Below are 14,500 nucleotides of genomic sequence, written 5' to 3' on the forward strand. Positions count from 1 at the left end.
ATGACGATCGACATGAGCATGTGGACCGGCCGCATTGATGCCGCCGAGGGCGATCTGGCCCGCCGCTGGCACCAGGCGGTACAGCCGCTGGCTGCCGGCGTGGCACCGGGCATCGCCATTCTCGGCTTTGCCTGCGACGAAGGCGTGCGCCGCAACCAGGGCCGCACCGGCGCCGTGGCCGGCCCGCTGGCACTGCGCAAGGCACTGGCCAATCTGGCGTATCACCCGACGCTGCCGCTGTACGACGCCGGCACCGTGGTGTGTGAAGACGGCGACCTGGATGCCGCACACCAAAGGTTGGCCGCAGCGGTCACCGCCATCGTGCAAGCCGGCCATCTGCCGCTGGTGCTGGGCGGCGGCCACGAGACCGCCTATGGTCACTGGCTGGGGCTGGCCAATGCCAGCAACGGCAAGCGCATCGGCATCGTCAACTTCGACGCCCACTTCGACCTGCGCAGCGCGGCGGAAGCCACCAGCGGCACCCCGTTCGCGCAGATCGCTGCCGAGTGCGCGAAGCGCGGGCAGAATTTCCGCTACCTGTGCCTGGGCGTGGCGGAAACCGCCAACACCCGCGCGCTGTTCGAATCCGCCGCCAAGCTGGGCGCCGAGTGGCGGCTGGACAGCGACATGACCGCCTGGCAGCTGGCCGATGCCCGCCACCAGTTGGCCGAGTTCGTCGACAGCGTGGACGCGGTGTACCTGACCATCGACCTGGACGTATTGCCGGCGGCGCAGATGCCGGCGGTATCGGCCCCGGCCGGCTACGGCGTCGACATCAGCGTGGTGGAAGCGCTGGTGTCCCGCATCGCCAGGAGCGGCAAGCTGATCGGCGCCGACCTGGTGGAATTCAACCCGACATTCGATCAGGACAGCCACGGCGCCAAGGCGGCGGCGCGGCTGGCGTGGTCGATCACGCGCCAGCTGCGGCGCTGAACGGATACCGCGGCCGGACTGACAGCCGGCGGCGGCGAAAGCAGTGAACAACACCTGACAGAGCACAACCCACCTAGGAGCACTCCCATGACTGACCCGCGTTTTGACGCCACCCGCGTAATCCGCGCCCCGCGCGGCACCGAACTGAACTGCAAAAACTGGATCGCCGAAGCGGCCTACCGCATGATCCAGAACAACCTCGATCCGGACGTTGCCGAAAACCCGCAAGCGCTGGTGGTGTACGGTGGCATCGGTCGTGCCGCGCGCAACTGGGAGTGCTACGACCAGATCCTGGCGTCGCTGAAAGAGCTGAACGAAGACGAAACCCTGCTGGTGCAGTCCGGCAAGCCGGTAGGCGTGTTCAAGACCCACGCCAACGCCCCGCGCGTGCTGCTGGCCAACTCCAACCTGGTGCCGAAGTGGGCCAACTGGGAACACTTCAACGAACTGGACCGCAAGGGCCTGTTCATGTACGGCCAGATGACCGCCGGCAGCTGGATCTACATCGGCTCGCAGGGCATCGTGCAGGGCACCTTCGAAACCTTCGTTGAAGCCGGCCGCCAGCACTACAACAACGACCTGTCGGGCAAGTGGATCCTGACCGCCGGCCTCGGTGGCATGGGTGGCGCACAACCGTTGGCCGCAACCCTGGCCGGCGCCTGCTCGCTGAACATCGAATGCCAGCAGAGCAGCATCGACTTCCGCCTGCGCACCCGCTACGTCGACAAGCAGGCGCGCGACATCGACCACGCGCTGGAACTGATCAAGGAACACACTTCCCGCAAGGAAGCCGTGTCCATCGCGCTCTTGGGCAACGCCGCCGAGGTGCTGCCGGAGCTGGTGAAACGCGCCAAGGCCGGCAGTATCAAGCCCGACCTGGTGACCGACCAGACCTCCGCCCACGACCTGATCAACGGCTACCTGCCGATCGGCTGGAGCGTGGAACAGTGGAAAGACGCGCAGCGCCAGCCGGAACTACACGCCCGCCTCACCGACGAAGCGGCTAACAGCTGCGCCGTGCACGTACAGGCGATGCTGGACTTCCAGGCCATGGGCATTCCGACCGTGGACTACGGCAACAACATCCGCCAGGTCGCGTTCGACAAGGGCGTGAAGAACGCCTTCGACTTCCCGGGCTTCGTGCCGGCCTACATCCGTCCGCTGTTCTGCGAAGGCAAGGGCCCGTTCCGCTGGGTGGCACTGTCCGGCGATCCGGAAGACATCTACAAGACCGACGCCAAGATCAAGGAACTGTTCCCGGACAACAAGCACACCCACCGCTGGCTGGACATGGCGCGCGAGCGCATCAGCTTCCAGGGTCTGCCGGCACGTATCTGCTGGCTGGGTCTGGGCGAACGCCACATCGCCGGTCTGGCCTTCAACGAAATGGTCAAGAACGGCGAGCTGAAAGCGCCGATCGTGATCGGCCGCGACCACCTGGACACCGGCTCGGTGGCCAGCCCGAACCGCGAGACCGAGGCGATGAAGGATGGCACCGATGCCGTATCCGACTGGCCGCTCTTGAACGCGCTGCTGAACACTGCCGGTGGCGCCAGCTGGGTATCGCTGCACCACGGTGGCGGTGTAGGCATGGGCTACTCGCAGCACTCCGGCATGGTGATCGTGGCTGACGGCACCGACGCCGCCGCCGAGCGCCTGGCGCGCGTGCTGGTCAACGACTGCGGCTCCGGCGTGATGCGCCACGCCGACGCCGGCTACGAACAGGCGATTGCCGCGGCCAAGCGCTTCGGCCTCAAACTGCCGATGATCAAGTAAATCCGCGTGCGGCCAGCCCACAAGGTTGGCCGCAGCACCGACACATCTGTCGCGGCCAAACTGTCGCCGTGCAAAGGAAGGACCATCATGACCACCATCACCATCACCCCGGGCAAGCTGACACTGGCCCAACTGCGCCTGATCGCCCGTGACGCCTCCGTGCAACTGGCTCTGGACCCGGCCGCCCACGCCGCCATCGACGCCTCCGCCGCCACCGTGGCGCGCGTGCTGGCCGAAAACCGCACCGTGTACGGCATCAACACCGGTTTCGGCCTGCTGGCCAACACCAAGATCGCCGCCGACGAGCTGGAACTGCTGCAACGCTCCATCGTGTTGTCGCACGCCGCCGGCATCGGCCAGCCGATGAAGGATTCCACCGTGCGCCTGATCATGGCGCTGAAGATCAACTCGCTGTCGCGCGGCTTCTCCGGCATCCGCCGTCTGGTGCTGGAAGCGATGATCACCCTGTTCAACAAGGGCATCTACCCGGTGATCCCGCAGAAGGGTTCCGTCGGCGCCTCCGGCGACCTGGCCCCGCTGTCGCACATGAGCGCGGTACTGATCGGCGAAGGCGAAGCCTTCGTGAACGGCGACCGCGTACACGGTGGCGACGCCATGCGCGCCGCCGGTCTGGAACCGATCGTGCTGGCCCCGAAAGAGGGCCTCGCGCTCTTGAACGGCACCCAGGCCTCCACCGCCTTCGCGCTGGAAGGCCTGTTCGCCGCCGAAGACCTGTACGTCGCCGCCTCCGTCGCCGGCGCCATGTCGGTGGAAGCCGCCCAGGGCAGCCGCACCCCGTTCGACGACCGCATCCACCAGGTACGCGGCCATAAAGGCCAGATCGACGCCGCCGCGCAATACCGCGCGCTGCTGGGCAAAGGCAGCCAGATCGCCGACTCGCACGCCGACTGCGGCAAGGTGCAGGACCCGTACAGCCTGCGCTGCCAGCCGCAGGTGATGGGCGCCTGCCTGACCCAGATCCGCCAGTCGTCCGACGTGCTGCTGGTGGAAGCCAACTCGGTGTCCGACAACCCGCTGGTATTCGCCGACGACAACGACATCCTGTCCGGCGGCAACTTCCACGCCGAGCCGGTCGCCTTCGCCGCCGACAACCTGGCGCTGGCGATTGCCGAAATCGGCTCGCTGTCCGAACGGCGCATGGCGCTGCTGATCGACAGCAACCTGTCCAAGCTGCCACCGTTCCTGGTCAACAACGGCGGCGTCAACTCCGGCTTCATGATCGCCCAGGTCACCGGCGCGGCACTGGCCTCCGAGAACAAGTCGCTGGCGCACCCAGCGTCCGTCGACAGCCTGCCGACCTCCGCCAACCAGGAAGACCACGTGTCGATGGCCACCTTCGCCGGCCGCCGCCTGCGCGACATGGCCGACAACACCGCCGGCATCCTGGCGGTGGAGCTGCTGGCCGCCTGCCAGGGCGTGGACTTCCGCGCCCCGAACAAGGCAGCAGAAGCGCTGGAAAACGCCAAGGCCATGCTGCGCGCCGAGGTATCGTTCTACGACAAGGACCGCTACTTCGCGCCGGACATCGAAAAGGCCTGCGCGCTGATCCAGCGTGCCGAGTACAACCGCTTCGCCATCGACGGCCTGCTGCCGTCGCTGTAAGCGGATAACAACAGGGGAAGGCCTGCGGCCAACGTTGGCCGCAGGATGTAACAAGGGCAAGCCGAGAGGCTTGCCCTTTTGCCATATTAGAACTTACAGCGGTATGATTATGGCTTGCAGGTTGGTACTGAGTAAAATGAAGTCCAACCCATAATGCTATGTTTTAAACGCCAAATCAGGTGTGTAATTTTTATTCATAACAATCCATAATGAAACCATGGAAAAATTGCTAAATGATGGATTACTAGGAATCGTCACTGGCATCCTGACGGCTGCCTTGCTTTATTTCTTAAATAATTTTTGGCAAAAAACAGTTAAGCCATTTTTAGTTTACATCAGATATCAAGGTGTAAAAATAGATGGAAGCTGGTTTGGCTCTGGCGAAAATAATGACCCTAATCAGGGAGAAATTTTCAAATCAGAATGTAGTCTATTTTTAAAGCAAAATGCACATGATCTTTCTGGGTCGTTTCTTTTCAAGTTTCAGAACGATCAAAAAAAATTTAGCATAGACTTCGATGTAAACGGTTACATGTGGGAAGGTTATGTCACTCTAAATTTCACACCTAGAGATAAGCGTATAACATCGTATGCCACCACACTTTTGAAACTCCATGATGGCGGTGGCACATTGGTTGGAATGTGGCTATTCCGGGATGTAATAGGAGAGTTTGTAAATCAAGGTCCATTGCTACTTACACGCCCAGACATCGGGACAACACGGTAAATTAAGCTTGTAGACTGGTGCCAAGCTTGCGAAGCCCAGCATTCACCGCGTAGCAACAACAAAGGTTGGCCGCAAGCCGTCACGGATTGCGGCCAACTTTATTTTTGTCTGGGGTATCCGCTGCGCGGATGTTTTATCTGCCGCTTTCCGCGCGGCGGCGGCTCCCTTTCTTTTGCTTCGCCAAAAGAAAGTACCCAAAGAAAAGGCGCCCCTACGGCTGCTCGAAACCCCGTGCCAAACGGCACGCCCCAGGCGCCGCCGAACTCGCCGCGCGCTAACGTCGCGTGGCTCAGACATGCGGCGGCTTAAAACCTGGGGCGCACCGTTTTGCCCGGCTCGCGCCAATGGGATTGGGGAAAATCGGTGCGATGCTGCTGGCACGTAGGGTGGGCAAAGCGAAGCGTGCCCACCAATTAGCATGTAGGTTGGGTTGAGCGTAGCGATGCCCAACGTTATTGTGAAATGGCGAGTGAAAATTGGTCGCATGCCGTGATGGTAGCTAGCTGGTTTTTCAGGATTTTTCTCTTTTGCGTAGAATAATATTGGATATAGAATGAAGCTATCCATATTTATCCATGGTAGTTTTTCTGGAAATTAATAGAGCAGCTTCATGATTAAAATCGTAACGACAGTACTAACCCGGGATGCACTATGGCAGGAGCTGCATTTCTTGATTGATTACTTCAGAGGAATAGGAGTAAATAAATGTGAAGTGTTGTTAAGCTATTCATGGGGACTGTATTACTATGATGACCAACCATGGCAGGAAGAACAGATTGATCTGGGAACACTTCCCGAATTTATTCGTAAATTGGAAGACAAGGAACTTGGTAATTTCGGCGATAGTGATCTGGTGATTTCATTACTCGCGATGAAATGGAATTTCTGTCATGAGAGTGACATCCATTTTGAATTTGAAAATCATGATGTCGAAGCAATGCCATTCATTAATCGCTGGAAAGCCCTTGGCTATCTGAAATAGCAGGTAGGTTGGGTTGAGCCTAGCGAAGCCCAATGTTCACCGCGAAATGAGGCATGAAGGCTGGCTGCAAGGTGGCGGCATGGTCTGCTGGCCAGACAAGGCAACAAAAGCCAACGGCTCCCGCGGGAGCCGTTTTTCGTGGTTTGCCGTAAAGAAGGCGGCGCTTCAGTGCGCTGCCGCGGCGTGCTCTTCCTTGAACATCTGCCGCAATTGCTCACGCAGCTGCGGGCTGTCCTGGTAGCCGTGCATGGCAACGGCGTGCTGTACCGCGGCGTTCAGCAGTTCGTCGTCGTCGTCGGCGGCGATCGATACCGTGCATTGTGTGGTGCCCGGATGGTCGCGGCAGTCGATGTATTTCCTGGCCATGATCCGTTCCTCTATCCCCCGGGACGTGTGCGCCGTGTGGCTGGCGACACCCCTGTACTGTGATGGGTTCTTGCTTGTTGGCACCTGAGTTATAGCATTTTCCCTTGCGCGCCAACGGTTTGCGCGCGGGTTCGATCCTGTTCACATGGCGGCGGAAAGTGTCGGTGCGGCAGGGCGGCGGGATGAGATGCGGCCCGAGGGTGGCGGTATAAAGCCTGGCCGCCTGGTGGCGTATTGCCGCGGCCAGGCTTGCCGCTTCAGCCGGCGGCCGGCGGTTCATCTGCCGCCAGTACCTCGCGCATCAGCTGCCATACCTTTTCTGCCAGCGGCGACAGCGAGCGCCCTGCGCGGCGCACCAGCATCACGTCGCGGCGGATCTCCGGCAGCAGCGGCCGCACGGTGAGGGCGCTGCCGGCCGGCAGCGGTAGTGCCAGGCGGGGGGAGATGCTGATGCCGATGCCGGCTTCCACCACGCGGAACACGGCGGTGGAGTGGCCCAGCTGTTGCACCACCTGCGCGCTGACGCCCTGGACCGCCAGCGCGGCCTCGATCAGCGGCCGGCTGCCGGAGTTGCCGTCCAGCAGCACCAGGCTGGCGTTCTGCAGCTGCGACCAGTGCACGCTGTCCTGTGCCGCCAGCGGGTGGTCCGGCGGCAGCACCAGACAGAACGGGTCGCTGAGCACGCGTTCGCTGTGCAGTTCCGGCTGTGCGCGCGGGTCCACTACCAGGCCGAAATCCACTTCGCCGGCCAGCACGCTGTCGAGGTTCAGCCGCTGCACCTGGTCCAGTAGCTGCAATTGCAGCTGTGGATAACGTTGGCCGCAGGCGGCGAGGCAGGCCGGCATCAGGCTGGCGGACAGGGTAGGGCTGCTGGCCACGCGCACGGTGCCCTTGGCCTGTTCGCCGGCCTGGCGCGCCTCGGCCAGCACGCTGTCGAGTTCGTCCAGCACGCGGGTGAGCTGGCCGGACAGGCGCTGGCCGGTGGCGGTGAGCAGCACTTCGCGAGTGGTGCGGTCCAGCAGTCTTATGCCCAGCTGCTCTTCCAGCTCGCGGATGCTGCGGCTGACGGCGGATTGGGTCAGGCCGACGCGGTCGCCGGCGCGGCCGAAGCCGCCGTGCTGGCTGACAGCCAGAAAGGCGCGCAGCTGGCGCAGGGTGATATTCATCGCAAAATCACATCAATCAATGAGATAAATGAATTTGTATTGTAGATCGTGGCGCGGTGAAATAGCGGCCACCGCGGCTGGCTGACAAGGTTGGCCGCACCATTCATCGCGCCCCGGTGTGCCGGCCTGCTGTCGGCGGCCAGCACCGGCAGCGACCGGCACCAGACAGGACCCGTATGCAACGCCCGCGTTTTCTACCCGACAATTTCACTCTCGGCCTGCTTGGCAGCGTGCTGCTGGCCAGCCTGCTGCCATGCAGCGGCGAGGCCGCGCGCTGGCTGGCATGGCTGACCGATGCCGCCATCGGCCTGCTGTTCTTCCTGCATGGCGCCAAGCTGTCGCGGCAGGCGGTGCTGGCCGGCATCACCCACTGGCGGCTGCACCTGCTGGTGCTGGCGGCCACCTTTGTGCTGTTCCCGCTGCTGGGGCTGCTGTTGCAGCCGCTGCTGGCCGCGCTGACCACGCCGCCGCTGGCGCTGGGCTTGCTGTACCTGTGCCTGTTGCCGTCCACGGTGCAGTCGTCGATTGCCTTTGTGTCGGTGGCGGACGGCAATGTGCCGGCGGCGATCTGCAGCGCCACCGCCTCCAATCTGCTGGGCATCGCGCTGACGCCGCTGCTGGTGGGCTGGCTGCTGCTGGCCGGCGAGGCGGGGCACAGCGGCGCGTCGGCGCTGGCCATCGTTTACCAGCTGCTGCTGCCGTTTGTCGCCGGCCAGCTGCTGCGGTCGTGGCTGGGCGACTGGGTGGATCGCCACAAGGGCAAGTTGAAGCTGGTGGATCAGGGCTCGATTCTGCTGGTGGTGTACACCGCGTTCAGCGCGGCGGTGATCGGCGGGCTGTGGCAGGCGACGCCGCTGCCGGCGCTGGGCGGGCTGTTGCTGGCCTGTGCTCTGCTGCTGACACTGGCGCTGGGGTTGACGCGGCTGGCCAGCCGCCAGCTGGGCTTCACCCGGGCCGACGAGATCACCATCGTGTTCTGCGGCTCGAAGAAGAGCCTGGCCAGCGGGGTGCCGATGGCCAAGGTGCTGTTTGCCGGCCATGCCATCGGCGCCATCGTGCTGCCGCTGATGCTGTTCCACCAGTTGCAGCTGATGGTGTGCGCGCTGCTGGCGCAACGCTACCGCCGGCAGCAACGCTAGGCACGGCGGCCAACGTTGGCAGCCACGTGCCGTTATGCCGCGATGGCCTGCTGCCATCTGTCCGTGCCTGCCAAAACACGCAGGCGGGCAGCCGCACCCGGCGGCCGGATCTCGCGCCGTTTAGCGCGATGGCATTCCTTTTGGCGGGGAGATCGGCTATAAGAGCGGCTGACAAAACCCGGCGCGTGGGTCACTGTGTTGGCGCGCTGCCGGCTCCACCGGCCGCCGCGCGGGTGTTGTCAGCCGTGCCAACCCGCCGATTGTCGGACGTCATTTTGCAAGGGCCGCAGCATGCAACTCAGCCAGCTTTATATCCATCCGCTCAAATCCTGCCGTGGCATTGCCGTGCCGCAGGCCGAGGTGTTGCCGCAGGGCCTGGTGCATGACCGGGTGTGGTTGCTGGTGCGCCCGGATGGCAGCCAGATCACCGCGCGCACCCATCACCGCCTGGTGTTGATGGAGGTGCAGCAGCTGCCGGGCGGCGACTGGCAGTTCCAGGCGCCGGGGGCGGGGGCGTTCACGACCCGCAGCCAGCTGTTTACCCGCCCGCAGCGCGCGCAGGTGTGGAAATCCGAATTCACCGCGCTGGGTGGCGATGCCGCCGCCGATGCCTGGTTCAGCGCCTGGCTGGGCGAACCGCTGCAGCTGCTGTGGCTGGGCGACAGCACCCGCCGCTTCAAGGATAGCGAGCAGCCGCTGTCGTTTGCCGATGGTGCGCCGTTCCTGCTGATCAGCGAGGCTTCGCTGGATGATCTCAACCAACGCCTGGCGGCGCCGGTGTCGATGCGCCAGTTCCGCCCCAACCTGGTGGTGCAGGGGGCGTTTCCGTTCGAAGAGGATGAATGGCAGCGGCTGCGCATCGGCGAGGTGGAGTTCGAGGTGGTCAGCCGCTGCACCCGCTGCATCTTTACCACCATTGATCCGCACACGGCGCAGCCGCACGCGGAAAAACAGCCGCTGGCCACGCTGATGGGCTACCGCCGCATGCCGGAAGGGGTGTGCTTTGGCGTCAACCTGGTGGCGCGCAGCAGCGGCCGCGTGCAGCTGGGCGACGCGGTGGAAGTGCTGGCCAGCGAGGTGGCGTTCGATTGACGATGGCTGGCATCAAGCGGCTGCTGTTGGCCGCGCTGTGTTTTCCGGCGGCGCTGGCGGCGGCCAACAATGTGGTCAAGGTGGCGTTCTACGAAAGCATTCCGCCGTGGGTGAACGTGGAGCGGCGCCCCGGCATCGCGGTGGAGCTGCTGCGCGAGGCGCTGCACAGCGAAGGCATCGCCATGCAGCCGGTGTTCTACCCGTTCGGCCGCCGCCTCAATGCCTACCGCCGCGGCGAGGTGGACGCGCTGTACGACGTTACCCCGGCGATGCAGCGCTACTACCAGCTGCCGGGTTCCATCGGCCGGGCGCTGCATGCCTTCGACAACGTGGTGGTGGCGTTGCAGCGGCGGCGGCTGGAGCTGGCGCAGCCGCAGGACATGCAGGAGCTGCGGGTGATGGCGTGGGAAGGCGCGGAGCCGGACCTGCCCGCCGGTTACGACCGCCTGCTGGCGCAGGCCAAGGGCCGCTACAGCGAGCAGGCCGACCAGGGCAGCCAGGTGCGCGCGTTGTACCTGGGGCGCTGCGATGTGATTCTGGTCGACCGGCTGATCTTTGAATGGTATCGCCGCAAGCTGGGGCGCCAGGCACAGCTGCCGGTAACGCTGTACCCGCTGCTGATGCCGAAAGAGGCCTCTGTGCTGTGGCGCGACCCGCTGCTGCGCCAGCATTTCGACAGCGGCCTGCGCCGCCTGAAACAGGATGGCCGCTACGAGGCGGTGTTCCGCCGCTATCACAGCCAGCCGCAGCCCTGATGCTGAGCGACGACTACCTGCCGGTTTACCAGTTTAGCGAGCGGCACCAGCGCCAGATCGCGGCTTCTGCCGACCGGGTGATGCGTGCCTTGCAGCAGCTGCCGACGTGGCAGGATCCTTGGGTGCACCGTTTTATCCGGCTGCGGGAACTGCCGGCCAGGTTGGCCGCCCGCTTGGGGCACGGCAATGCGCTGGCGCTGCGGGCACCGTTCGGCCTGCATGAGTTCACCCTGCTGGAGTGCAATGCCCGGGAAATCGTGTGGGGACTGGCCGGTGACTTCTGGCGTGGCGATTACGGCCTGCAGCCGGTGGCGGATGCCGCCGCTTTTGCCGCCCTGACGCAGGTCCCCCGGCTGGTGTTGAGCTTCAGCATCAGCCCGCTGGCGGCGGATCGGGTCTGGCTGCGCACCGAGACGCGGGTCTGCTGCCCGGACCGCGGCAGCTATTACCGCTTTCTGCCGTACTGGTATCTGATCCGCCCGGTCAGCGGGCTGATCCGGCAGCGCGCGCTGCGCGCGGTGGCAACGCTGGCGTTAACGGCATAGCGCCGCCACCTGCTCGGCAATGGCCAGGCTGGCGGTAAGCCCGGGCGACTCGATACCGTACAGATTCAACAACCCGCGCACGCCGTGTTCGCGTTCCCCCTGCAACAGAAAATCGGCATCCGCCGCGCTGGGACCGACAATCTTGGGGCGCACGCCGCTGTAGGCCGGGGTCAGCGCCGCATCGGCCAGCTCCGGCCACCAGCGGCGGATGCTGCGATAGAACTGTTGCGCGCGGTCGGCATTCAGCTGGTAATCCACCGCGTCTATCCATTCCACGTCCGGCCCGAAACGCGCCTGGCCGGCCAGGTCCAGCGTCAAATGGGTACCCAGCCCGCCTGGCTCCGGTAGCGGGTAGATAAGCTGCGAGAACGGGTGCTGCCCGCTGAGCGCGAAATACACGCCGCGCGCGTAGTAGGCGCGGGGGATGGTTTCACGTGGAACGCCACGCAGGCTGGCGGCCACCGCCGGCGCCCACGGTCCGGCGGCATTGATCACCTGCCGTACCCGTACCTGGTAGCCATCGTCCAGCTGCAGCACGATGCCGGCGGCGCTGACCTGGCCGGCTACCACGGTGCTGGCCAGCACCAGTTGCGCACCATGCTGTTCGGCATCGGCCAGCAACGCCTGCAGCAGCGCGTGGCTGTCGATGATGCCGGTGCTGCTGGACAGCAGGGCAGCATGGGCCTGCACGGCGGGTTCGCGTTCGGCCAGCGCGGCGCGGTCCAGCCAGGCCAGCTCGCGCACGCCGTTGGCCGCCGCGCGCTGCTGCAATGCGGCCAACCTTGGGCTGTCGGCGTCATTAACGGCCAGCAGTAGTTTGCCAATGCGCTGGTGCGGGATGGCCCGCTCGCGGCAGTAGCGGTACAGCAGCGCCTTGCCGGCCACACACAGCGCCGCCTTGCGGCTGCCCGGCGGGTAATACAGCCCGGCATGAATCACTTCGCTGTTGCGGCTGCTGCAATGTTGGCCGCAGGCGGTTTCCTGCTCCACGATCACCACCTGGCGTCCGGCCAGCGCCAGTGCCCGCGCGCAGGCCAGGCCGATGACGCCGGCGCCGATCACCACGCAATCCAGTGTCTCCATCCCGCTTGTCTCCTTATCTGGCGGCCGTGCCAGCCGCGTGGCGGCGGAACAGGGTGTTTTTTGACGCTCCCGGCTGCTTCGTTCACCATGCGGAACGCTGTGCCATTCTGGAGTCGCTATTTTGCCTTACCTTGCCTTGTGCCTGGCCATGTTGCTGTGGGCCAGTTCCTTTATCGCTTTGAAAACCGTTTTTGCCGTCTTCGATCCGGTGTTTGTGCTGTTCTGCCGCATGGTGATCGCCACCGTCTGCATGCTGCCGTTCCTGCTGCGGCGCGGCAGCCGCTGGCGCTATCACAAGGGTGACTGGCGCTGGCTGCTGCTGATGGGGTTGAGCGAGCCGTGCCTGTATTTCCTGTTCGAGGCCAACGCGCTGCTGCATACCAGCGCCTCGCAAGCCAGCATGATCACCGCCACGCTGCCGCTGCTGGTGGCCGTCGGCGCGCACTTTCTGCTGCGCGATCGCCAGCGGCTGCCGGTGTGGCTGGGTCTGGCGACGTCCATGGCCGGGGTGGTGTGGCTGACCAGTGGCAGCGAGGCGGATGTCAGTGCCCCCAACCCGGTGCTGGGCAATGCGCTGGAGTTTCTCGCCATGGTCTGCGCCAGCGGCTATGTGCTGATCGCCAAGAAACTGTCGCCGCGTTATTCCGCGCTGACGCTGACGGCCACCCAGACCGTGCTGGGTACCTTCTGGTTCGGCGGCATCCTGCTGACGCCATGGGGCCATTGGCCGCAGCACTACCCGCTGGATGCGATGCTGTGGGTGCTGTACCTGGGGGCATTCATTACCCTGGGCGCCTACGGCATGTATACGTGGGCGGTCGGCAAGGTGTCGGTGGCGCTGGCCGGCGCCTTCATCAACCTGATTCCGCTGTTTACGCTGGCAATGGCCTGGCTGTTCCTGGACGAACACCTCAGCTGCCCGCAGTGGCTGGCCAGCCTGCTGGTGCTGGGCGGCGTGCTGCTCAGCCAGCTGCGAGGTTGGCCGCAACGATCGGCAAGCAAGGATTGAGTTTTCCCGACGGCGGCCGATATTGTTAACACCGCCGCCATCATCTTTTGCAAGGGAAGTTCATGCGCACGCAATTGCGTCACTACCGTCCATGGGTTATCAGCCTGCTGCTGCTCACCGCCGTCTCGGCGCAGGCCAACGAACCGGCCGCCAAGCCGCTGGCCAAACCGGCAGAACCGGAACAATTGGTGCCATCGATCCAGCCGCTGAAACCGGCGGATCACAGCGCGTCGGTCAACAACAAGTCGCTGGTGGTGGGCAGCCGCCCGCTGAAGAAGCCGGTGCCGCATCGCCCGGTTGCCAAGCGCAAACCCGCTGCGGCGGCCATGCATGAAAGCCATGACGAACACGGCGAAGTGGGCAAGGTGCAGGGGCTGGTACAGGCGATGCTGGCGGCCAACCAGCGTTATATGCAGAGCAAGCCGGCGGGGTACTTCGAGCGCTTTGCCAGCAAGCAGACCCCACGCGCCACGGTGGTGACCTGCTCCGATTCGCGGGTGCAGACCAACGCCTTCCACGGCGATGCCGTCAACGACCTGTTCCTGGTGCGCAATATCGGCAACCAGCTGGTTACCTCCGAAGGCTCGGTCGAATACGGTGTACGCCATCTGCACACGCCGCTGCTGATGTTCATCGGCCATGCCGTCTGCGGTGCGGTACAGGCGGCCAGCGGCGACTTCTCGGCCTTGGAGCGGCCTATCCAGAAAGAGCTGCTCACCATCAACATCCCCAAGGGCATCGCGGTCAACGATGGTGTGCTGCTCAACGTCAACAACCAGGTCGATACCGCGCTGCTCAAATTCGGCGGCGAGGTGGAGTCCGGCAAGCTGGCGGTCATCGGTGCCTTCTACGACTTCCGCAACGACTACAAGCTGGGGCGCGGCAAACTCATCATTACCAACATCAATGGTGAAACCGATCCGGTAAAGTTGGCCGCACTCACCAAGGCCGGTAATTTCTTCAGTGCCGCCACCGGTATGGCAGCGCAAAGCGCCAGCCATTAACCGCTTCCCGCATCGCCAGTAAATGCCCCGCAGCTGCGGGGCATTTTGCATTGCAATAAAAACAATGACTTGGATACTTTATGCAAAAAACTGCAACAAAGTGGTTGACGCTGTCCGGCTGGCTGGGTATAGTTCGCCTCCTCTGCTGACGACGCAACGAAGCGAAGTCAGCACCGCTCTTTAACAAAACGAATAACCGATAGGTGTAAGTGCCTGGCGAGCCAGACACTTGCACTGCAAGAGAAAGTGACACGGATGTCAGTGGTAACACTGGGATTCGGTTTCTTTGAACTTGCGTGC

General features: G+C 63.8%; 14 protein-coding genes. 11 read left to right on the top strand and 3 right to left on the bottom strand.

Features of this window, described 5'->3' with window-relative positions:
* From hutG to ABNW52_RS05245, 5 genes are all read left to right on the top strand, one after another.
* Complete coding sequence (hutG, locus tag ABNW52_RS05225; protein WP_349584980.1) at positions 1-933, top strand: formimidoylglutamase; 933 nt, start codon at positions 1-3, stop codon at positions 931-933.
* 87 nt (positions 934-1,020) lie between these two features.
* Complete coding sequence (gene hutU / locus ABNW52_RS05230; protein ID WP_349584983.1) at positions 1,021-2,709, top strand: urocanate hydratase; 1,689 nt, start codon at positions 1,021-1,023, stop codon at positions 2,707-2,709.
* A gap of 87 nt (positions 2,710-2,796) precedes the next feature.
* Entirely contained in the window at positions 2,797-4,332 is a 1,536-nt protein-coding gene (hutH, locus tag ABNW52_RS05235) for a histidine ammonia-lyase (RefSeq protein ID WP_349584986.1), read from the top strand.
* A gap of 217 nt (positions 4,333-4,549) precedes the next feature.
* Positions 4,550-5,059, top strand: coding sequence for a hypothetical protein (locus ABNW52_RS05240; protein WP_349584989.1), 510 nt, complete (start codon positions 4,550-4,552; stop codon positions 5,057-5,059).
* 610 nt (positions 5,060-5,669) lie between these two features.
* On the top strand, positions 5,670-6,041 hold the full coding sequence (locus ABNW52_RS05245; RefSeq protein ID WP_349584991.1) for a hypothetical protein: 372 nt from the start codon (positions 5,670-5,672) through the stop codon (positions 6,039-6,041).
* A gap of 165 nt (positions 6,042-6,206) precedes the next feature.
* On the opposite strand, the gene ABNW52_RS05250 is transcribed toward ABNW52_RS05245, so the two are convergent.
* The gene (locus ABNW52_RS05250; RefSeq protein ID WP_349584994.1) at positions 6,207-6,407 is read right to left on the bottom strand and encodes a DUF1059 domain-containing protein; all 201 of its coding nucleotides are present in this window, start codon (positions 6,405-6,407) and stop codon (positions 6,207-6,209) included.
* A gap of 257 nt (positions 6,408-6,664) precedes the next feature.
* Positions 6,665-7,573 carry a LysR family transcriptional regulator gene (locus tag ABNW52_RS05255; RefSeq protein WP_349584996.1) on the bottom strand — a complete coding sequence of 303 codons (909 nt, stop codon included), beginning with the start codon at positions 7,571-7,573 and terminating at the stop codon, positions 6,665-6,667.
* A 176-nt stretch (positions 7,574-7,749) separates the two neighbouring features.
* Here ABNW52_RS05255 and ABNW52_RS05260 point away from each other — a divergent pair, with 176 nt between their 5' ends.
* From ABNW52_RS05260 to ABNW52_RS05275, 4 genes are all read left to right on the top strand, one after another.
* On the top strand, positions 7,750-8,712 hold the full coding sequence (locus ABNW52_RS05260; RefSeq protein WP_349584998.1) for a bile acid:sodium symporter family protein: 963 nt from the start codon (positions 7,750-7,752) through the stop codon (positions 8,710-8,712).
* Positions 8,713-9,003: 291 nt separating this feature from the next.
* Entirely contained in the window at positions 9,004-9,804 is an 801-nt protein-coding gene (locus ABNW52_RS05265; RefSeq protein WP_349585001.1) for an MOSC domain-containing protein, read from the top strand.
* Positions 9,805-9,806: 2 nt separating this feature from the next.
* The gene (locus tag ABNW52_RS05270; RefSeq protein ID WP_349585004.1) at positions 9,807-10,559 is read left to right on the top strand and encodes a substrate-binding periplasmic protein; all 753 of its coding nucleotides are present in this window, start codon (positions 9,807-9,809) and stop codon (positions 10,557-10,559) included.
* The gene (locus ABNW52_RS05275) at positions 10,559-11,104 is read left to right on the top strand and encodes a hypothetical protein (RefSeq protein ID WP_349585007.1); all 546 of its coding nucleotides are present in this window, start codon (positions 10,559-10,561) and stop codon (positions 11,102-11,104) included. The genes ABNW52_RS05270 and ABNW52_RS05275 overlap by 1 nt, the downstream gene beginning before the upstream one ends.
* Here ABNW52_RS05275 and ABNW52_RS05280 read toward each other — a convergent pair.
* Positions 11,093-12,307: an NAD(P)/FAD-dependent oxidoreductase gene (locus ABNW52_RS05280; RefSeq protein ID WP_349585037.1), complete on the bottom strand. Its 1,215-nt coding sequence runs from the start codon at positions 12,305-12,307 to the stop codon at positions 11,093-11,095. The genes ABNW52_RS05275 and ABNW52_RS05280 overlap by 12 nt on opposite strands.
* A gap of 1 nt (position 12,308) precedes the next feature.
* On the opposite strand from ABNW52_RS05280, the gene ABNW52_RS05285 reads away from it, so the two are divergent.
* Both ABNW52_RS05285 and ABNW52_RS05290 read left to right on the top strand, forming a co-directional pair.
* The gene (locus tag ABNW52_RS05285) at positions 12,309-13,196 is read left to right on the top strand and encodes a DMT family transporter (RefSeq protein WP_349585010.1); all 888 of its coding nucleotides are present in this window, start codon (positions 12,309-12,311) and stop codon (positions 13,194-13,196) included.
* A 62-nt stretch (positions 13,197-13,258) separates the two neighbouring features.
* Positions 13,259-14,200, top strand: coding sequence for a carbonic anhydrase (locus tag ABNW52_RS05290; protein ID WP_349585012.1), 942 nt, complete (start codon positions 13,259-13,261; stop codon positions 14,198-14,200).
* The last annotated feature ends 300 nt before the right edge of the window (positions 14,201-14,500 follow it).

The sequence above is a fragment of the Vogesella oryzagri genome (assembly GCF_040148885.1).
GTDB lineage: Bacteria > Pseudomonadota > Gammaproteobacteria > Burkholderiales > Chromobacteriaceae > Vogesella > Vogesella oryzagri.